This is a genomic window from Paenibacillus rhizosphaerae (assembly GCF_014192015.1).
Taxonomy (GTDB): Bacteria; Bacillota; Bacilli; order Paenibacillales; family Paenibacillaceae; genus Paenibacillus_AQ; species Paenibacillus_AQ rhizosphaerae.
Genome location: NZ_JACHXJ010000009.1, coordinates 24,146 through 43,466, shown reverse-complemented (window position 1 = coordinate 43,466; position 19,321 = coordinate 24,146). Strand labels below are relative to the sequence as shown.

At 57.6% G+C, this 19,321-nt stretch carries 18 protein-coding genes; 2 read left to right on the top strand and 16 right to left on the bottom strand.

Going from position 1 to position 19,321, the window contains the following annotated elements; translation table 11 throughout:
* Window positions 1–4 precede the first annotated feature (4 nt).
* The 11 genes from FHS19_RS32415 to FHS19_RS32365 form a co-directional block, all read right to left on the bottom strand.
* Window positions 5–919, bottom strand: a complete 915-nt coding sequence (locus FHS19_RS32415) for a proline dehydrogenase family protein (protein WP_183587327.1) — start codon at window positions 917–919, stop codon at window positions 5–7.
* A gap of 18 nt (window positions 920–937) precedes the next feature.
* Complete coding sequence (gene rocF, locus FHS19_RS32410; RefSeq protein ID WP_183587325.1) at window positions 938–1,837, bottom strand: arginase; 900 nt, start codon at window positions 1,835–1,837, stop codon at window positions 938–940.
* 6 nt (window positions 1,838–1,843) lie between these two features.
* Complete coding sequence (rocD, locus tag FHS19_RS32405; RefSeq protein ID WP_183587323.1) at window positions 1,844–3,049, bottom strand: ornithine--oxo-acid transaminase; 1,206 nt, start codon at window positions 3,047–3,049, stop codon at window positions 1,844–1,846.
* Window positions 3,050–3,252: 203 nt separating this feature from the next.
* The gene (locus tag FHS19_RS32400; protein WP_183587321.1) at window positions 3,253–3,579 is read right to left on the bottom strand and encodes a thioredoxin family protein; all 327 of its coding nucleotides are present in this window, start codon (window positions 3,577–3,579) and stop codon (window positions 3,253–3,255) included.
* Window positions 3,580–3,719: 140 nt separating this feature from the next.
* Entirely contained in the window at window positions 3,720–4,337 is a 618-nt protein-coding gene (locus tag FHS19_RS32395) for a hypothetical protein (RefSeq protein ID WP_183587319.1), read from the bottom strand.
* A 175-nt stretch (window positions 4,338–4,512) separates the two neighbouring features.
* The gene (locus FHS19_RS32390; RefSeq protein ID WP_183587317.1) at window positions 4,513–5,109 is read right to left on the bottom strand and encodes a YdeI/OmpD-associated family protein; all 597 of its coding nucleotides are present in this window, start codon (window positions 5,107–5,109) and stop codon (window positions 4,513–4,515) included.
* Window positions 5,110–5,163: 54 nt separating this feature from the next.
* Window positions 5,164–6,081 carry an aldo/keto reductase gene (locus FHS19_RS32385; protein WP_183587315.1) on the bottom strand — a complete coding sequence of 306 codons (918 nt, stop codon included), beginning with the start codon at window positions 6,079–6,081 and terminating at the stop codon, window positions 5,164–5,166.
* Window positions 6,082–6,153: 72 nt separating this feature from the next.
* Entirely contained in the window at window positions 6,154–6,747 is a 594-nt protein-coding gene (locus FHS19_RS32380; protein ID WP_183587313.1) for a class I SAM-dependent methyltransferase, read from the bottom strand.
* A gap of 270 nt (window positions 6,748–7,017) precedes the next feature.
* Entirely contained in the window at window positions 7,018–7,221 is a 204-nt protein-coding gene (locus FHS19_RS32375) for a hypothetical protein (protein WP_183587456.1), read from the bottom strand.
* Window positions 7,222–7,484: 263 nt separating this feature from the next.
* Window positions 7,485–8,225 (bottom strand): SDR family NAD(P)-dependent oxidoreductase, encoded by a 741-nt coding sequence (locus FHS19_RS32370; protein WP_183587311.1) that lies wholly within the window; start codon window positions 8,223–8,225, stop codon window positions 7,485–7,487.
* Between the two features lie 46 nt (window positions 8,226–8,271).
* The gene (locus FHS19_RS32365; RefSeq protein ID WP_183587309.1) at window positions 8,272–8,655 is read right to left on the bottom strand and encodes a tautomerase family protein; all 384 of its coding nucleotides are present in this window, start codon (window positions 8,653–8,655) and stop codon (window positions 8,272–8,274) included.
* Window positions 8,656–8,795: 140 nt separating this feature from the next.
* Between FHS19_RS32365 and FHS19_RS32360 the strand changes: the two genes are divergently transcribed.
* Complete coding sequence (locus tag FHS19_RS32360) at window positions 8,796–9,719, top strand: LysR family transcriptional regulator (protein ID WP_183587308.1); 924 nt, start codon at window positions 8,796–8,798, stop codon at window positions 9,717–9,719.
* Window positions 9,720–9,790: 71 nt separating this feature from the next.
* On the opposite strand, the gene FHS19_RS32355 is transcribed toward FHS19_RS32360, so the two are convergent.
* Window positions 9,791–10,522, bottom strand: coding sequence for an AAA family ATPase (locus FHS19_RS32355; protein ID WP_183587306.1), 732 nt, complete (start codon window positions 10,520–10,522; stop codon window positions 9,791–9,793).
* 28 nt (window positions 10,523–10,550) lie between these two features.
* Window positions 10,551–11,891 carry an aminotransferase-like domain-containing protein gene (locus FHS19_RS32350; RefSeq protein ID WP_183587304.1) on the bottom strand — a complete coding sequence of 447 codons (1,341 nt, stop codon included), beginning with the start codon at window positions 11,889–11,891 and terminating at the stop codon, window positions 10,551–10,553.
* Between the two features lie 142 nt (window positions 11,892–12,033).
* Between FHS19_RS32350 and FHS19_RS32345 the strand changes: the two genes are divergently transcribed.
* A complete protein-coding gene (locus tag FHS19_RS32345; RefSeq protein WP_183587302.1) occupies window positions 12,034–12,984 on the top strand; it encodes a DMT family transporter in 951 nt (316 codons plus the stop codon).
* A gap of 149 nt (window positions 12,985–13,133) precedes the next feature.
* Here the strand turns inward: FHS19_RS32345 and FHS19_RS32335 are convergent, their stop codons facing one another.
* From FHS19_RS32335 to FHS19_RS32325, 3 genes are all read right to left on the bottom strand, one after another.
* On the bottom strand, window positions 13,134–16,361 hold the full coding sequence (locus FHS19_RS32335) for a DEAD/DEAH box helicase (RefSeq protein WP_246426949.1): 3,228 nt from the start codon (window positions 16,359–16,361) through the stop codon (window positions 13,134–13,136).
* The gene (locus FHS19_RS32330) at window positions 16,358–17,989 is read right to left on the bottom strand and encodes an SWIM zinc finger family protein (protein ID WP_183587300.1); all 1,632 of its coding nucleotides are present in this window, start codon (window positions 17,987–17,989) and stop codon (window positions 16,358–16,360) included. Before FHS19_RS32330 ends, FHS19_RS32335 begins: the two co-directional genes overlap by 4 nt.
* A gap of 61 nt (window positions 17,990–18,050) precedes the next feature.
* A complete protein-coding gene (locus FHS19_RS32325; RefSeq protein WP_183587450.1) occupies window positions 18,051–19,253 on the bottom strand; it encodes an MFS transporter in 1,203 nt (400 codons plus the stop codon).
* Window positions 19,254–19,321 lie beyond the last annotated feature (68 nt).

The window sequence follows — 19,321 nt, the reverse complement described above, 5'->3', positions numbered from 1 at the left end:
CTTTTTACTTAAAAGTATTTTTGAGCACAAACCAGACATTGGCCGGCCGTTCCGCCAGCCTGCGCATGAAATATCCGAACCAGTCCACGCCGAACGGGACGTATACCCGGAACCGGTAGCCCTCCTCGACAAGCTTCAGCTGCAGTTCCTCGCAGATGCCGTACAGCATCTGAAACTCGAAGCGGGAGCGCGGAATGCCCTCCTCTTCGATGAACCGCTTGGCCTCGCTGAGGATCCGCTCGTCATGGCTGGCGATCGCCGTGTAGCTGCCGGACTGCAGATGCATCTTGATCAGGCGAATCAAATTGTCGTCCACGTCTTCCTTTCGGGGATACGCGACGCTTGCGGGCTCCTTGTACGCCCCTTTCACCAGGCGTAGATTGACCCCTTGGGCGCCCAGTTCCTTCACATCCTCCTCCGACCGGTATAAATACGACTGGATGACGATGCCCACATTGTCATACCCGCCCCGCAGCTTCTTCAGCATGTCGATCGCCGGCTGGCAGTGGGCATGGTCCTCCATGTCGATCCGCACAAACAGCCGGTAGCTCTGCGCCCTGGCCAAAATTTTCCGCATCAGCTCAAAGCACAGATCCGGGCTCAGATCCAGGCCGAGCGACGTCAGCTTGAGCGACAGGTTGGCCTGCACCTTGGACCGGTGGATCGCATCCAGCGTCTTGAGGCACATGTCGGCCGTCTCGCGCACTTCCTCCTCGCTGCTCGTGAACTCCCCCAGGTAATCGAGGGTGGCCATCCGCCCGCTGGCGTTCAGCTTGCGGACGGCGTCGATCGCATGATCGATCGACTCGCCCGCAACGAAGCGCCTGGCCCCGAGCCGGAGTCCGTACCGTTTGGCCCAGCGGTTCGCCGCCCGGTTTTTGGCCAGCGTCAAAAACAAAGACTTCATGGCTTTCTCCAAGGAGACGCCTCCTTTCGCCTACAAAATCCGGCTGCCGAACAAGGAGCCGATCAGCTCCACCGCCAGCTTCGACGTCTGGCTGTTCCGGTCAAGGCTGGGATTGACCTCCACCATATCCGCGGACGTGATGAGGCCGGATTCGCTCATCAGCTCCATGGCCAAGTGGGCCTCGCGGTAGCTGAGCCCGCCGCGGACCGGCGTGCCCGTCCCGGGCGCCTCAAACGGATCGACGCTGTCGATGTCGAAGCTGACGTGCAGGCCGTCCGTGCCGGTCCCGGCGATCCGCAGCGCCTCCTGCACGACATGCTCGATGCCCAGCCGGTCGATCTCGTACATCGTGAAGCAGGTGATGCCCCGCGAGCGAATGAGCGTCTTCTCGTCCCGGTCCAGATCACGGGCACCGATGATGACGCAGTTCTCCGGCTTCAGTTGAACGGCGCCGGGCAGAATCTGCGTCAGCTTTAGCTGCGTCAGGCCGAGGGCGGTCGCCAGGGGAATGCCGTGCATGTTCCCGGATGGGCTGGTGATCTCGGTGTTCAGGTCCGAATGGGCATCCACCCAGATGACGCCCATGTTGGGGTAATGCCGGCTGAGCCCGGCCAGCGAGCCCATGGCGATGCTGTGGTCGCCCCCAAGCGTGAGGGGGATACTGCCGGTTGACGCGGCCGAAGCAGCCTCCCGTGCCAGCTGTGAGCAGACCGCCATGACCTGGTCCACATGCTTCATACGCGTAGTGGGATAGGGTGTTAAGCTTGTGGGCAGCTGGATCCTTCGTCCGGCGTCCACATCGTAGCCAAGCTGCTCCAGCTTTTTGACCAGACCGAACTTCAGGATGCTGTCCGGCCCTTGCTCACTCCCCGGTCGTCCCGCCCCGTAACCGAACGGTACGCTGATAATAGAAATGGTTGGTTGCCCCATACGTTTTCACGCCCTTCCTTGACCAGTGAATACCTCCCCAATTCGGCTGAGCGCAAATTCAAGTTCTTCTTCGGACAGGATGAGCGGCGGCGCAAACCGGATCGTGGTATCATGGGTTTCCTTGCATAACAGGCCGATGCGGGCCAGTGCCTCGCAGTAAGGTCTGGCCGGCACGGACAGCTGCAGCCCGATCAGCAGGCCGCGCCCGCGGACCGAGACGATATCGGGATGGGAGATCGTTGTAAGCTTTTTCATAAACAGGCGCCCCAGCGTGTCGGCACGCTCCGCCAGCTTCTCCTCCTCCAACACATCCAGCGCAGCGGCCGCCACCGTGGAAGCCAGCGGATTGCCGCCAAAAGTCGAGCCGTGCGACCCCGGTTCAAACACGTCCATGATCTCCCGGTCTGCCGCGACGGCCGAAACGGGCAGCACGCCCCCGCCGAGAGCTTTGCCCAGGATGTACACGTCCGGAACGACGCCCTCCCAATCGCAGGCAAAACGGCGTCCCGTCCTGCCGAGCCCCGTCTGAATTTCGTCGGCCATCAGCAGCACCTGATGACGGTGGCACAGTTCCTGCACTTGGGTTAAATAGCCTTCAGGCGGCATGAGGATCCCGGCTTCGCCCTGAATCGGCTCCACGAGAAAAGCCGCCGTATTCGGCGTAATCGCCTGCTCCAGCGCGGTAGCATCGCCGTAAGGGATGATCCGGAAGCCGGGTGTGAACGGCCCGAAATCCCGTTTATACGCCGCTTCGGAAGAGAACGAGGTGACGCTCAGCGTACGGCCGTGAAAATTTCCGGTACAGACGATGATCTCGGCTTGATTCTCCGGAATGCCCTTGTTCCGGTAGCCCCACCGCCTTGCCATTTTCAGCGCGGTTTCCACCGCTTCGGCGCCCGTGTTCATCGCCAGAATTTTGTCCTTGCCGGTATATGCCGCCAGCTTGCTCACGAAGATGCCGAACGCCTCGCTCTGAAACGCCCGCGATGTAAGGGTAACCTTGCCGGCTTGTTCCTGCAGCGCCTGCATGATTTTGGGATGCCTGTGACCGTGATTGAGGGCGGAATATGCGCTGAGCATATCCATATAACGATGTCCGTTCAAATCCTCAACCCATACGCCCTCTGCCTTGTGAATGACGATCGGCAGCGGATAGTAATTGTTGGCGCTGTGCTCATCCATCATTTGCAGAATCTCGTCTGTCGTTGCCATGGCTGCACATCCTTCTCTTGGCATCGTGTTCTCACCCTATGTGTATTGCTTTCCATTTCATTTCATGTTTGTAAAAAATCCCGTGCCGAGCGTATGACAAATAACCCGCGGGGGCGGGCTTTTCCACAAAGAAAAAGCACCCTCCGTCTTCACGTTTTATCGTGAATCGGGGGTGCTTGCCGATGGCTTCAGTTCCATGCAAATTATTGTTTGGACTCCAGCGTTTGAAGGTATTCCGATACTTCACCAGGCGTTTTGGCGAATTTGCTGTGGAGATGGGCGATTTTCTTCCCGTCCTTATACACGAGCAGACTTGGGATGCCGCGCACGTCGTTCTGGGAAGATACGTCCTCCAGCTGCTCTACGTCCAGTGCAAAAAATTTCTTATCCGGATGTTTGGCCATAATGTCCGGCATAAATTTATCGAGCGTTTTGCAGTCCGGGCACCAGGTTGCATCGTACTTGATCACCGTGATGCCATCCCCTTGAATCAGTTCGTTATATTGGGCTTCCGTTTGAATGCGTTCCATATCCCTATCCCCTTTGTCCATTAGTCGGTATACAGCGGTCCGGCAGTTGCCGGACACCCGGCGTTGTAAGTGTAACCAAAATCATTACAATTCAGCCGTTACCTGTATTGTATCCGTTTATGAACGATTTTGCAAAGGACTTACATGGAATGCATCTCATGTCCCGTTACCGGAACTTCTCCGGCAGGGACGGAATGGCTGAATATAGCTGCAGCGCAGAGGGTCACGACCGGCAGGATAATATAGAGCATCCAAAAGGACAACCGGATCGGCATCAGCCCGGGCACCTGTGCAGCTCCCTCCGTCCGCTCTTCTTCGTCCGCAGTCTCCCGGGCCTTGTATTTCTGGTTATGAATTAAATACATGACCATGGCGGTCATCGCAATAAACAGCGCATCCATAATAAACAGCATGACGTCCCACCTTGCCCGGGGAATCATCTCGCCGAGCATGGCTCCGTGCAGCCCGCCCATGATCCCCCCGCCGATGCCCTCAATGACCGCCAGGAGATGGAGCGGCTTGCCGACCAAGTAGCCGATGGCGAAGCAGAACAGCACCGACAGGCCGGTGGACAGCACCAGGTCGCCGGCAAACATCATGCCCAGGATGACCCCGATCGTCAAATTGGAGATCAGCCCTGTCGTCATCGCCACCATGTTGCCGGTCATGTTCAAAAGATGCTTCCGGTGAATTTGGACATATCCGATACATACCGCCGTATACACCAAAACCATCACCACGCTAATATTTAACAGCATGAAGCAAAACCCGCCTTCCCAACGCCTTTTTCCGATGTCTCAGCTATAAACAGCCTATTCGGAAGAGCATCGTAATATTCAGGAAGGAAGCGCTGCAACCCGTCATAGAACGAGCAAAGCCTCCGTCAATGACGGAGGCTTTGGCTGACCATTGCGTCGGAGGGCGGATGCCCCATCAAGGATATATTTTTTCTCCTTTTTTCAGCATGTCGATAAACTGGTCGATCCGTTTTGCCCTCGTTTCCGGCTTTTTGGCGCTTTGAACCCGGAATACGACGGCATATTTGTTCCGGCTGTCCAGCGTCGCAAAAAAGGCCGCCGCATCCGGATGCTCCTCGAACTTCTGCTCCAGATCCTCGGGAATTTGCGACCGGCTCTGGGAGGCATAGGCCTGCTCCCACTGGCCTTTTTGTTTGGCTTCCTCGATCGCCGCAAGACCCGCCGGCTTCATCCGCCCTTCGGTGATAAGGCGCTCGGCCTTCCCCTTGTTGATCCTAGACCAGATGCTCCTCGGCCCGCGCGGGCCGAACCGCTGAATCCAATACGTATCGTCCCAGGGCTCCTTGCGGCTGTCGATCCAGCCATAGCAGAGAGCAGCCTCTAACGCTTCATCATACGTGATAGACGGAATGCCGGACCCCTTCTTGGCCATCTGCAGCCGAATGCCGCGTGACTCGGCATGATGCGCTTGAAGCCACTCCTCCCACACCTGCTGACTCTCAAAAAAGATCACGGGCAGTTCTTCCCGCCCGCCGCCTGTTTTACTGGACATAAGTCGGTCTGCTCCTCCTTTAATCAGGAATTTGCCGGGCGCCTGCTTCCCTGCTTATTTCCACGCCCGCGGATGCGTGTCCTGGACCATATCGAGGTCCGCAGCGGCCGCGTTGGCTTCGACCTGCTCCGGGCTCTTGCAGCCCGGGATTACGCAGTCCACGGCGGGGTTCTGCAGGCACCAGGCCAAGGCCCACTGCGCCATGCCAACGCCTTCGGGCACCTCGGTCCGCTGGATTTCCTCCACCTCGCGGAGACGGGCATCGATGTTATCGCGCTCATGACCTTTGCGCACGTTATCCTGGAACACGGCGCCGGGCTTGTACTTGCCGCTTAGATAACCGCTGGCCAGCGGCACTCTCGCAAGCACGCCCAGATCCTGCTCGGTGCAGGACGGAAAGACGCGCTCTTCCGGTTTCCGGTCCAGCCGGTTGTACACGACCTGAATCGCTTTGGCGTTCAGCTCGGTCGCCCGGGAAGTCTGCTCCAGGTTATCGTTGCTGCCGATGGAAATGCCGAGGTTGCGGATTTTCCCTGCCCGCACCTGCTTGTCCAGCAGCGTCCACAGATCGTCATTGTTAAACACTTCATCCGAACCCGAGTGGAACTGGTACAGATCGATATAATCCGTTTGCAGCGCTTTCAGGGATTCGTCCAGCTGGTTGAGAACCTCATCTGCGGACCAGGCGTTCTCCCAGTGATCATGCCAGCGGTGGCCGAATTTCGAAGCCACGATCCAGTCCTCGCGGCGGTCCCGCTTCAAATAGTTTCCGATGAGGCTCTCGGACAGGTGATGCGGACCATAGCATTCCGCCGTGTCGATCAGGTTGATGCCGAGATCCTTCGCCTTGTGCAGTATGGCGTCCGCCTCCTGCTGGCTAAAATCCTTGCCCCAGTCTCCTCCAAACTGCCATGTTCCTACACCGACCACCGATACCTTCAAATCCGTTTTTCCTAGCCGTCTGTATTTCATTCTGAAAACACCTCTCTCTATGAATTGGTTTGCGTTTTTGGCCTGCACAGCTTCCGCTGGACGTTACTTATGTTATTTCTGAAAAACGATGCTGTAATACTTCTCCGACCACGGCTGCCTGCTGAGCACCTTGAGGCCAAGCTCCTCTCCCATGCGGGCCATGTCCGATGAGGAGATGCGGTGATCCGACAACGGTTCGCTGTCCGGATAAGCCCATTCGACGCAGAGCGCCTTGCCGCCTTTTTTCAGAACGCGCTGCACTTCCTTCAATCCCTGCTCATGCGGCTCGGCAATATGCAGGACGAGGGACAGGATCATCATGTCCACGCTTTCATCCCCGAGCGGAATCTGCTCTGCGGTTCCCTGGATCAGCCGAATATTTGTAACGCCCCGCTCTTCCGAACGGGTCTTCAGCATGTCCAGCATCTGCGGATAGGTATCCAGTGCATAGATCGTTCCGGAGGTTCTTGCCGCCGCCGGAAACGTGAAGTAACCGCTGCCCGCCCCCACATCGAGCAGGTCCTCGTGCCCGGCTAACTCCAGCAGGTCCAGCACCTTCTCCGGGGGAAGCTTCTCCAGGCGTTCCGGACTCTCCAGCCGCTCGATCAGCGTCGGATCGTACTCTTCTGCCGCCACTTGCTCATCCTCCTTATCGGATATCCCCATATGAGGTATCACCCTTATTTTCTTCATCCTACCACTATCAGCCATAGAGACACAATCGCCTAGCGGTGCATGTTCCGGAGATAACTCTGGATTGCCTCTTGCGTTGAACTCAAGCCGGGGAAATGAGATCAACTGAGATCGACTGAAAGAAACTTCGGACCCGGGCGGGTATTTTTGACGATGCAAAGGATGCAGAGGATGCAAAGGCAAAAGGCAGCCTCTGCAGGCTGCCACATGGAATTTTCTCCTGGTTTGCAAGTATCCCCTTTGTTAATCCAATTCGGTCTCCGAATGCTGTTCCGAATCACCGGTCTCCGCATTTTTCTGCTCCGAACCATCAGTTCCCGCATCCTCCTGCTCCGCACACGCAAAGCATTTCAACGACTGGTCATCCAGCACTACGCCATTCAAAAAGCCATTCTCGCAATAAATGTCCTTGCCGCAATCGCGGCATTTGCCGATCCATTCGCGCATAGGGCTATCCCTCCTGACCCCGCGGATTCATTCCGCGGCTGGTGTAATCCGCCTTTTCCAAGTTCCGCTAAGATCAGGTTACCTCGTTTGGAGTCCTTCGCGCAACGGATATGATGCAGAGATGCTCAGAATATGCTGTGAAATGCTTCGGACGTACAGATGATTTTGCATCTATGATCCCGAAACTCCCTTGTTTTCGCTCCGCATGGCCTGCCGTACGCCACTTTTACGACGTCTGCCGTCTCTTTCGCCCGATGTCCTTTTTACATCGTCTGCCCTGCATCCACCGTAATCACCTGCCCGGTCAGCGAGTCCTGTTCGACCACGGCACAGATCATATGGGCAATATCCTCAGGCGAAGAAATCCGGTTCAGCAGCAAGGAGCCTGCCAGCTGCTCCATCTGCTGCTCGCGCCCGGCCCACCATCGGGTGGCCACCGCCCCCGGCGCGACACTGCTCACGCGAATCTCCGGGGCCAGCGCCCGGGCGAGCGAGCGGGTGAGTCCATGCACCGCGGCCTTGGACACGGCATACGGCAGTGAAGAGCCGCTGCCCGTAATACCGGCGATGCTCCCCAAGTTCACGATAACGCCTTGTTTTTGCTTTTTCATCTCAGGAACTGCCGCCCTGGCGCAGTAGAACATCCCTTTCACGTTGACCTGGTAGAGCTCATCCCACGCCTCGTCGGTGACGGATTCCAGGTCATTCATGGCAATGTACCGGGTAATACTGGCGTTATTAATCAAAATATCGACCGAACCGAATTCCCTGGCGGCTCTAGTTACCATGGTCTGAACCTCTGCCTCCTTCGCTACGTTTGCTTGGACCGCAATAGCCGTGCCGCCGACCTCTTGAATGGTCCGGACCGTCTCCTCCGCGTCTTCCCGCGACCGGGAGTAATTGACGACCACGCGTGCCCCCCGCTTCGCCAACTCGATTGATACCGCTCTCCCGATCCCGGTTCCCCCGCCCGTGACGATCGCCGTTCTCTGTTGAATGTTCATGTGATCAGTTCTCCTTTCAGGCTCTTTAAACTTTTCCCAAATCCAATCACGGGACCATCTGCGCGAAGCCGTTGCCGAACGACCAATTCTCCGCCGTATTTTCCGTTAAAATGATCATGACGTCCTGCGGCCGGATGCCCGCCGTCTGCTGCAGCCCTTCCGCGATGGCGGCGTACAGTGCCTTTTTCTTCGCGAGCGTGCGCCCCTGCTTCAGCGTAATCTGTATAAACATCTGCCGGTCGGACCGTTCTACGTTTAAGTAACTGCGATCGTACAGCAGTTCACCAGCCCCATGCCGGGTAATGACCTGGAAATAGTCATCCTCCGGGACGTCGATCGTGTCGACCATCGCTTGATGAATGGTGCGGCTGATGACCGCCAGTTCCTTCTCCGAGGGCCCCTGCCCTATGTCAATGCGTACAAATGGCATGTTCCATAACCTCCTGTGGCTTCCGTTTTCTCTTTTTGCCGGCAATGTTATTGTAATCCCAGGGTACATATTTGTATAATTGAATTAAACAAACTTTGAATTCAAAAATATTGAACTATAGAGCAGGAGGCAAAAATATCATGGACCTGAAAGCTGTCAGAACCTTTCACCGGATCGTCGCCCTTTGCGGCTTTAACCGGGCGGCCGAAGAGCTGAATTACGCCCAGTCCACCGTCACGATGCAAATCCAAAAGCTCGAGTCGGAGCTCGGCGTCCGGCTGATCGAACGGGGGAAAACCTTTCAGCTCACGGAAGCGGGACGCCTTTTTCACGAGCAGAGCGCACATATCGTCAAGGAAGTGGAGCGGCTTCAAGGCACCATGAAGGAGCTGCTGTCGGGGGAAGCGGGCCATCTCCGTCTTGGCGTCGTAGAGCCCATTGCCAGCTACCGGCTGCCTGAGATCCTCGCTTCTTTTCTGCGCGATTACCCCAATATCCGGGTATCCGTAACGATTGCCAGCTCGCCCCAGCTGAACGAACAGGTGCTGCGGGGAGAACTGGACATGGCGATTTGTTCTCCTCCACAGCTTGGTGCCGGGCTTTATTATGAACCGCTGCTGACCGAAAATTTTGTCGTCCTCATGCCGGAAGATCATCCGCTGGCTTCCAGGGAGCTCGTCATGCCCGCCGATCTTAGAGGGCATCGCCTGCTGATTACGCAAGCCGACTGCCCTTACCGCCGGAAGCTTGAAATGATCATGCAGGAGCCTGGGGGTCCGCCAATGGATACGATGGAAATCGGCAGCATGGCCGCGCTGAAATTTTACGTGCAGAGCGGATTGGGCGCAGCCCTCGTGCCGCTGATCGTCCTGCAGCCTGCACCTGCCGGAACGGTGATCCGTCCGTTTAAAGGCAATGCCGTCAACATCACCTGCGGGATGGTGTGCCGGTCGGCTGAGTATCCGCCCCGCCTGGCCGCCTCCAGGCTTTATGAGGCACTGAAGCGGGAGCTGCCGCAGGCAGGAGCAGGTGAATCCTCCGAAGCAGTCCGGCGGAATGCGTAAATTTTATCCATGACAACAATCGAGCCCACGCCCAAAAGCCCATTTCCTCGAAATGGGCTTTTAACATGGAATCATCCGCTTCCGTCCCCGTCCTCCTCTTCAAACAGCTCGCTTAGCACACGCTTGCGGTTTTCAAGAAAACGGCGGGTGATGATATAGTGCATCGTATCTTCATATTGGACCTCTTGGGGAGGATGGACGTCAAAATTGATGATATCCGCATCCGGGTAGCCCAGAAGGATCGGCGAATGGGTCGCGATGATAAACTGGGCCTCTTTCTCCAAATCCTTAATCACCCTCAGCAGTGCCAGCTGCCTCGCAGGGGATAAAGCCGCTTCAGGCTCGTCCAGCAGGTAGATGGCCCTTTTTCCGAACCGGTGCTTAAACAGCGACAGAAAGGCCTCCCCATGCGACTGCTCATGCAGCGACCGGCCTCCGTAATAGCTTAAGCTGGCGGGCATGGTGTCCAGATGGCTGGCAAAATGGTAAAACGTCTCCGCGCGCAGGAAAAACCCGTTTGTCACTTTGGGCATCCAGGACAGCCGGATATGGTCGCCAAGCGCTGATTGCGAAGCATCCACCTCGTACGCGTTGTTTCTGCTCCCGCCTGCCGTGTTGAATCCGCATCGATCGGCGATCCCTTCCAGTAGCGTGGATTTGCCCGATCCGTTTTCCCCGACAAAAAAGGTAACGTTCCCCCGAAACGACAACGACTCCAAGTTCCGCAGCGCCGGGATGGAAAAGGGGTACTCGTTTCTCTTGGTATGTTCATTGCGCAGAATGGTCAAGCTTCGTAAAAACATTGGTCTCCTCCCTTCTTCATGGATCGTCTTACCCGATCTCCCGAATCACCTGCTCAATGCCGGATTGGATATCCGGCTCCTTGACGCTGGACACATTCAGCTTAAGAAACGGCTCTTTCACAAACGAATCAAGGTAACCCGTGTCTGCCGTTTCGACCCGAATAAACTTTTTCTGCAGCCGCTCGATCACCTGACGGGCACGGGCAGCATCCTCCAGCTTCAGATAGGTGTGGACACCCCGCTGCCGGGCCGGCTGGTAAGTAAAGTGAGACGATTGCGTACTTCCTGCATGTATCATGATCGTTTCATGCAGCAGGGCGGATCTGCACCCGTAGCAGCTGCGCATTTTTTTGCGGTGGCGCTCGAACATGCCGCTCTTGAGGTACAGCTCCAGGGCCGCCTGGGAGAGCATCGAGCTGTCGATGTCCGACAGTTTCTTAAATTGGTTGAAATCGTTCCGCAGTGTCTCCGGGAGCACGGCCACGCCGATCCGCAGGCCCGGGAATATGATTTTGGAATAACTCTTTAAATAGACGACATGCGAGGAGTCGTCATACGCATAGATCGGATCCTCTTTGGCATCCTGCTCCAGGTCGGCCATGTAGTCGTCCTCGATAATGTAGACGTCGTACTGGGCCGCCAGACGAGCGATCGCTTTCTTCTGCGACCGGGTATAGGATCCTCCCAGTGGATTGTGAAAGCGTGGCACCGTATAGAACCACTTGATCTCCCTGGTCTTAAACATCCGTTCCAGCTCTTCCAGATCGATCCCTTCGCCCGACCGCCGGATTCCCTCCGCATCAATACCGTACGTCTTCAGGTACTCCATCAGCAGCGGATAACACGGCTGTTCCACCAATACCCGATGCCTGCCGTTCGGAAATGGAATACGCGTCAGCAGTCCCAACGACTGCTGTACCCCGGACGTGATGAAGATGCCGCGCTGATCGGCAAACACCTGGTAAGAGGCCAACTGGCGCTGCATCTCGCGAATCAAGGACGGCAGCCCCTGAGGGGTGCCGTAAATGAACAGGTCGTTGCGGTACATATCGATCGCTTTATTGATGCAGTGCTGAAAATCCAGGTACGGAAAAATATCCGGATCCGGCGCGGCTGCCGTAAAATCGATCCACCGGTTTCCCGTATTCTGCTTTTTTCCGGACCGCTTCATCACGTAATAACCGCTCTTGGGGGCGGCATAAATCAAATGCTTGTCCTGCAGCTCCTCCAGCGCGCGGATTACCGTGCTTTTGCTGCAATCATAACGCTTCGACAGCTCCCGGATGGACGGTAGCCTATCCCCCTCCCTATAGCCGTCTCCGGCGATTTGGAGTTCCAAATCGTTGATCAGCTCGGCGTATTTATACATCTTAACGCCTCCCTTCCCGCTCTTTTGTACCGGTACAGATGATGAATAATGATATTGTAGCACAGCCGCGCCCCCCGTAAAATGAAACCATCGACAGGACCGGTCCATGAAGCGCGCGCAGTGATTAGGGAGGTCTGACTTTATGAATAGTTCTTCGAATAAAAAAGCGGTCGCGGCCGCGCTCATCAACGCATTGATCATCGGATTGTCTTTTATTTTCGTCAAAATCGCACTCAGCGTATCGGATCCGCTCGACACGCTCGCCCATCGGTTCACGCTGTCCTTTCTGGCGGCATCGCTGTTCGCCTTTCCCGGACGGGCCCGGCTGAAAGAAGCCATCCCGCGGACAGCCTCACTGCTTCCGCTGGCTCTTCTTTACCCTTCGCTGTTCTTTGCCTTACAGGCATTTGGACTGCTCTACGCCTCGTCTTCGGTAGCCGGGATCGTCCAGGCGGTCGTGCCGGTATTTACGATGATTCTGGCCGCGATCTTCCTTAAGGAGCACACGACGTTTGCCCAAAAAATGTTCACCCTGGTTTCGGTGGCCGGTGTCATTCTGATCTTCGCCGTGCCCGGGATCCGCATCTCCTCCGCCAGCCTTGGCGGTGTTCTGCTGATTCTCCTGTCCGCCCTGTCCATGGCGGGATATAATACAGGCGCCCGGAGGATGACCAAAACCTGGCGTCCAAAGGATATGACCTACATTATCACCTTCTTCGGCTTTGTGTTTTTCAACGCCATATCGGTGATTAAACATGTATCTCAAGGGACGCTCAGCCAGTATTTCACGCCGTTCCTGGAGCCTAAATTTCTTCTGGCCGTGCTGTACCTGGGTGTGTTGTCCTCCCTGGTGACTTCGTTTCTGACCAACTATGCTCTGTCCCGCATGGAGGCTTCCCGCGTCAGCGTCTTCGGCAGCCTCTCCACCGTCGTGACGATCGCCGGCGGCGTGCTGCTGCTGAACGAGCGTCTGGACTGGTACCACTGGGTGGGAGCTGTCCTGATTATCGGCGGCGTAATGGGTGTGAACCTGAAGCGGCGCCCGGGCGGACAGGCGGATCAGAACAAGCAGCTCGGGAGCTCCAAAGGATGATGCATCTTATGTGTTCTAACAGCAAAAAAACAGCTGCAAATCCTGCAGCTGTTTTTCAATACGGATGGTTTCATTTTTCTGAACGATGATTGCGCTGTTCTCACACCCTAATTCATGATACATGCCTCCAGCTTCCCCCTCAGCTAATCCTACCAGTCGCGCCGCAGCGTAAACAGGTCCTTCAGCGCTTCGGTCGACAGCTCGGTAATCCAGCTTTCCGTACTGGAAATGACATTATCGCTGAGCTGCTGCTTGCTCTCCAGCATCTCGTCGATCCGCTCCTCAAGCGTGCCGAGTGAGATGAACTTGTGCACCTGCACGTCCTTGGTCTGTCCCATCCGGTAGGCCCGGTCCGTCGCCTGGTTCTCCACGGCCGGATTCCACCAGCGGTCGAAGTGGAAGACATGGTTGGCCGCAGTCAGGTTCAGACCGACGCCCCCCGCCTTGATCGACAGGATGAACACACCCGGCTGCTCGGCTGCCGGCAGCGACTGGGACTGGAACTGTTCGATCATCCGGTCCCGAGCGGTCTTGGACGTGCTGCCGTTCAGATACAGCACCGGCTCTTGCAGCTCCTGCCCCAGCACCCGCTTAAGCATCTCGCCCATGCCGATATACTGCGTAAAAATCAGGCAGCGGTCGCCCTCTTCCCGCAGCTCCTTGACCATGGCCAGCAGCCGTTCCAGCTTGGCCGAGCGGCTGATAAGGCGTTCCGTGTCGAGCTGACCTCCTGAGGATTCAGCTGCAGTCCATGCAGCAGCCTCGTGCTCTGGCACCCTTGCTTCGGCTGAAGTTTCCGCAGCCAAGTCTACTGCATCAACTGTGCCGGCCGAAGCCCGTCGATCGCTTTTAGCAGCTTCGTTGCCCTCAGCTTCATGCTTTCCGGCAGGTTCCAAATCACCCGAAACTCCTGAAGCGGTCGATTCACTCAGGATACCTGAGTCAACCGCACCCGCCGTGCCAGAGACCGCGGCAATATCCGCGGGATCCACAAAGTTGTCGACCGATTCCCCGGTCAGGAGCACCGGATGGTCGCAGACCTGCTTGAGCTGGGTCAGGGCCGACAGAATAGCCCCTTTCCGCTGAATGCCTTCGAGCTTCTGCACCCGGTTCATCAGGTCGTTGACCGTCTGATCGTAGAGAGCGCTCTGCTCGGCGGTCAGGTGGATATAGGTTTTCATCTCGTTCTTTTCCGGCAGCTCCAGCTGAATGTGCGGGTCCTTTTTCTTCCGCCGCAGCATAAACGGCTTCACCAGCTTTTGCAGCTGCGCCGTCCGCTGCTCGTCCTGATCCCGCTCGATCGGCTGGATGAAGCGGACCTGGAAGCTCCGCAGGCTGCCCAAAAATCCCGGGTTCATAAAATCGTACAGCGACCACAGCTCGGAAAGCCGATTTTCGATCGGCGTTCCGGTCAGCGCGATCCGGTGTCTCGCCGGAAAGCTGCGGACAGCGCCCGACTGCTTCGTCTGGGCGTTCTTGATGTTCTGCGCCTCGTCCAGGCAGAGCGATTCCCAAGTGAACTCCTTCAGCAGGTCCTGGTCCAGCGTCGCGGTCGCGTACGAGGTCAGGACCACATCGGCCTCGCGTAGTTCTTCGCGGAGCGCCGCCTCGCCTGACCGGCGGCTGCCGTAATGCAGCAGCACCTTCAGCGAAGGCGCAAAGCGGCTGATCTCCTTCTGCCAGTTGCCCAGCACCGAGGTCGGGCAGATCAGCAGCGAAGGCAGGTGCCGCTCTCCAGCGTCGTCCGCCGTCTCCTTCAGGTGCAGCAAATACGTGATAAACTGGATGGTTTTCCCCAGGCCCATATCGTCGGCCAGGCAGGCGCCCAGCCCAAACCGGCGCAGAAACGCCAGCCAGGAAAAACCGTCGTACTGGTAAGAACGCAGCTCGGCCTGCAGCCCGGATGGAACGTCCAGCTTCGGCCAGGCCGACTTCTGGCTGAGCTGATTCATCAGCGTCAGAAGATGCTCGTTCAGCTCTACTTCGAGCTCGATCCGAGCCGCTTCGTCCGGATCTTCATCCGCCTCTTCTTCTTCGCCTTCCTCCCGCTTCCGGGCACCACCGGCATCCTCGTCCTTCCGCTGGAGATGCAGATGCAGAACGTCCTGAAGGGACAAGCCCTGCGAGCTGTCGACTCCTTCCATCATCTGGCCGATCTGCTTGATCAGGCTGGGGTCGAGCGTAATCCATTCGCCGCGGAAGCGAACCAGCCGCTCGTTGCGGGCGACCAGCTCCTTGAATTCGTCCTCCGTGATCTGGAGGTCGCCGATCGACACCCGCCAGTCGAACTGAATGATCGAGTCCAGGCCGAACAGCGAGCTGCCCTGCCCTTTGGCGGCAGCTTCCTCGCCCTCGCCGGCCTTGACCTTGGCCCGCAGCTTCGGCTTCCGCCGGCTGGCGGCCTCCCACCACGCGGGCAGCAGCACCTGCCAGCCCGCGTCCAGCAGACGGCGGCTGTCCGCCGTCAAAAACTGCCACGCCGCCGCGTCGGACAGCGGCTGGCCCAGCACGTCGCTGCGCTCCGCAGCCCGCACGCTTGCCGGCAGGCTGGCACGCAGATGCTCCGCCCACCCGGCGGAGCGCTCGCGGATGTGGGCCGTCCAGACGTCCGGCCACACGCCGGAAGCCTCTCCGTCCGCATCCAGACGGACAGGCACCAGCACCGACGGATCCAGCTTGTCCTGCAGCACAAGCTGGAGGCGCCAGACGGGCTCGGCTTCGTCCGGCTCCAGCAGCTGCAGCACGGGCCGGAACGGCGCCGCGTCTGCTTTCCAGCCGATCGAGATGAGCCACGCCTGCTCGGTCAAGCCGGCGACGGCCCCCTCTTTCGTGAAGAGCATCGGGTACTCGCGTCGCAGGTCGGAAGCCGTCGCTTCCGTTCCATAGCATTCGCTGAACACCAGCGAAGAGAACGCGGCGCGCAGTCCTTCGGCAAACTCCGGCCCCAGATCCCTGATCTCTTCCCGCGCTTCGGCATCCAGCCGGGATTCATCCCAGTTCCACTGAAGCTTCCCGGACTGAAATGCGGCCAGGCTCGGGTTGTACCGTTTATCACGAACGCAGGACAACAGCGCAGGAGCGAGCCGGATCAGCGTCTCCGTCCCTTCATCCCCCGCCCACTGGATATGGGCAAGCAGGTCCAGCTGAGCGAAGAACGCGATGACGTATTCGGCCGGCAGGATGACCAGCTCGATCTCCTGCACCTGCTGAACGTCCAGCTGCGTGCCGTACAGAGTCTCTTCATGCCAGGCGAACAGCCTGTGCTTCAGGTCGATGCCTGGCACGGTCCGGCGCGTTGGCGTCGAGCCGTAAATGAGCGCATCGCCGTACCCGCTGAGCCGGGTATGGATCGTGATGGTGTCGGTGTATGGAATCATGGGATCAACTTTCCTTTCCGAAGCTCTTCCTGAAGCGCACGCAGCCGGCTGTGGCGGCTGGAAAACACGATGATGAATTCCTCCCAGCGCTCCTCCCGCTTCAATTTTTTGTACAGCTTGGCCAGACGCTTGAGCAGCTTGACCGCGGCTTTGTAGCCGGAACGGTTCTTCAGGAGGACATGCCGCTCCACACCCTGATGGTAGAAGGGAAGCAGCAATTCCGGCGCCTGCTTCTCGATCGGCGCAAGCACGCTGACCCGGAACTCCAGCGGGTCCTTGCCGGAGCTGAGCTGCACGTCCATCCACAAGCGCCATTTTTCGTGGGCCAGCAGGGTATCTTCATAAACTTCCTTGGAATAGGGCAGCATCCCGGCGAGGGTATGCCACATCGTCTCCTCAGCTTCGGGTACATGCTGGACAAAGGTATTCCAATAGCCGGCATACTCGTGCAGCGGCTCCTTCCGGTGATTGCTGAACAGAGGCGCCAGCCGCACCAGCCATTCCTGCAGGCGGGCCCAATCCTCCGAAGCGGACAGCTCATCCAGAAAGGAGGTCAGGAATCCCTGCGGAATGATGGAGGCCTTGTCCGCCGCCTGCAGCCAGGACCAGGCCTGCCGGTCTTCCCCCATCAGGAAAGCAATCTTCGCCTGGGCGAGCATCCACGGCAGGCGCGTGAGCGTCTCACCAAGCTCCTCTTCGGCGCTTTGCAGCTTTCGCATCTCTTCCTCATGCTGATGGGTGTCTTGGACGTTCGGATGGATCCATTTCAACCAGAACCGGTCATAAATATCGAACAGATACCCTTGCTGCCCTGTTTCGGTCAGCATCTGCCGGCGTAGATAGTTCAGCGTTTTGGTCACGCGCGGCCACTGATCCGGCTCGGCGGCCAGATCGATCCCTTCACCCAGCAGCTGCAGCATGCCAACCCGTAATTCGTCCGCGGCCACTTGCACATGGTACCCCAAAAATGCCGCAGCCCGTCCGCCTGGCGCCATCGGCTTGATCAGCTTGATCAGCATATACAGCCTGGCATGGAGCTGATACAGCTGCTCCAAGGCCGGAGACAGGTTCGGCTTGACGGCATTGATCGCATGGATAGCGTTCCGGGCATAGTGCGAGTTCTGGCTACTAAATTCCAGCGGAGTGATGCACAGCTTGAAGAAAGCGTGCCATTCGGAGAGGCTCATCTCAGCCAAATGGGTCGCTTTCTCTCTCAACGCATCTGCCGCATTTCCGCGCTGCAGAGGGCCAAGGTCTTCTTCGGCTTCCGGCTCCGGCAGATGGTGCTGCAGCCTGACGGTCGTGTGCGCATTGACAATCGCATGTACGGACCGCCCCTGCCGGCTGACATACTCCAGGAGGGCGGCGATCGAATGCTTGCATCGTTTCCCGACCGGGCAGCTGCAGCGGCTGTCCTGAGGCGACTCGGGATTCAGGTGGACACGGTAAGCCTCCCCGCCCTTCACCACGGCCTCAATTTCGTCATCCCCGCCGAACGACAGCTCCGCCACCCGGCCCTGTTTATAATATTGAAATCCGCGTTTGATCGTCAGGTCGTCATAATACTCCGCAACGCTGCGGATCAGCTCTTGCCACTGTGTATCGTTTAAGGTTTGATTCACACTCATGTTTGTTCATCGTCTCCTGAGGAGCGTTAGGAAAAAGCGTGAGGGACCCCCCACGCTTTCCCTACAGCAGTTCGTTTCTTTTTTTCAAATACCGGTACAGCACGAAGCTGACCGCCGAGCAGATCAGGGCGCATAAGCCGATAAACGAATATCCGGCCTGCAGTCCCCGGACCAAGCCTTCGGGGGTGCCGGCACCAAAAATATGCTTCACGCCGCTCGTGATGGCGCCGATCAGATAATTGCCGATCACGCTGCCGACCCCCATCAGGGTCACGGTGAAGGTGATGGCCGTATCGCTTCCTTTCACGTAACGCTTGGCGATCACCGCCATGACGGTCGGATAAATCGGAGCAATGCCGATGCCTGCGGCCGCAAACAGGAACGCGCCCCCTTCCCCGCTGAAAATGGCGGCGAACGTGCACAGTCCCGAGAAGCCGGAGAGGATCATCAGCGACAGAATAAAGCCGATCCGGTCCGTTACCGGGCCCAGGAAAAGGCGGGCAAGCGAGAAACACAAGAAAAAGATCGAGAGCATGCCCGAAGCCGCGGTCTGGTCCCAGTGATAGCTTTTCTCCAGAAAATTCACCAGCCAGCTGCCCACGGCCATTTCCGAAATGACCCCGAAGGTCAGCAGCAGCACGATCATCCATAAGGCCCGGTCCTTGGTCAGCATCCACAGCGAAATCCGGTCCTCCTGGACAGTGTCGTCGCCCGGAAATCGGCCGAGCAGCGCCGGGATCATCGGAATTACCGCCAGCGCGAGCATCACCATATACATCTCACGCCAGCCGAGCGTCACGCCCATGATTGAAGCGGACATTAACCCTGAGGCGATCATCGGCGCCACGATCGAACTGAGCCCGTAGAAAAAGTGCGACAGGTTCATCATCGTCCCGGTATTGCGCACGAAAATCCGCGCTCCCAGAATCGCAAGGCCGATTTCCAGCATGCCGTTGCCGATGTACATAAAGAAATAGGACGCCGAAAAAAGGGGGTACGTTCGAGACAATAAGATGAAGACGCCCGAGAGAACCATCGATCCGAACGAGATCATGCTGACCCATTTGATGCCGATCTTGCGGGTAATATACCCCGTGAAGGAACAGGCCAGCAGATACCCGAGCGAATTCAGCGAGAGCAGGGTGCCAAGCTGCTGCTCGTCGAGTCCGAAATCCGCCTGAATGCGGGGAATCGCCGGACCCTTGATATTTTCCGAAAACCCAAAAATGATGAACCCGATAAAAACGGTCGCCAGCTGCAGCATATAGTTGCGGCTGGCCGGCTTGGCCGTCTTTAACTCGTTCAATTCCGTCTGTGTCTGCAATGATAAAT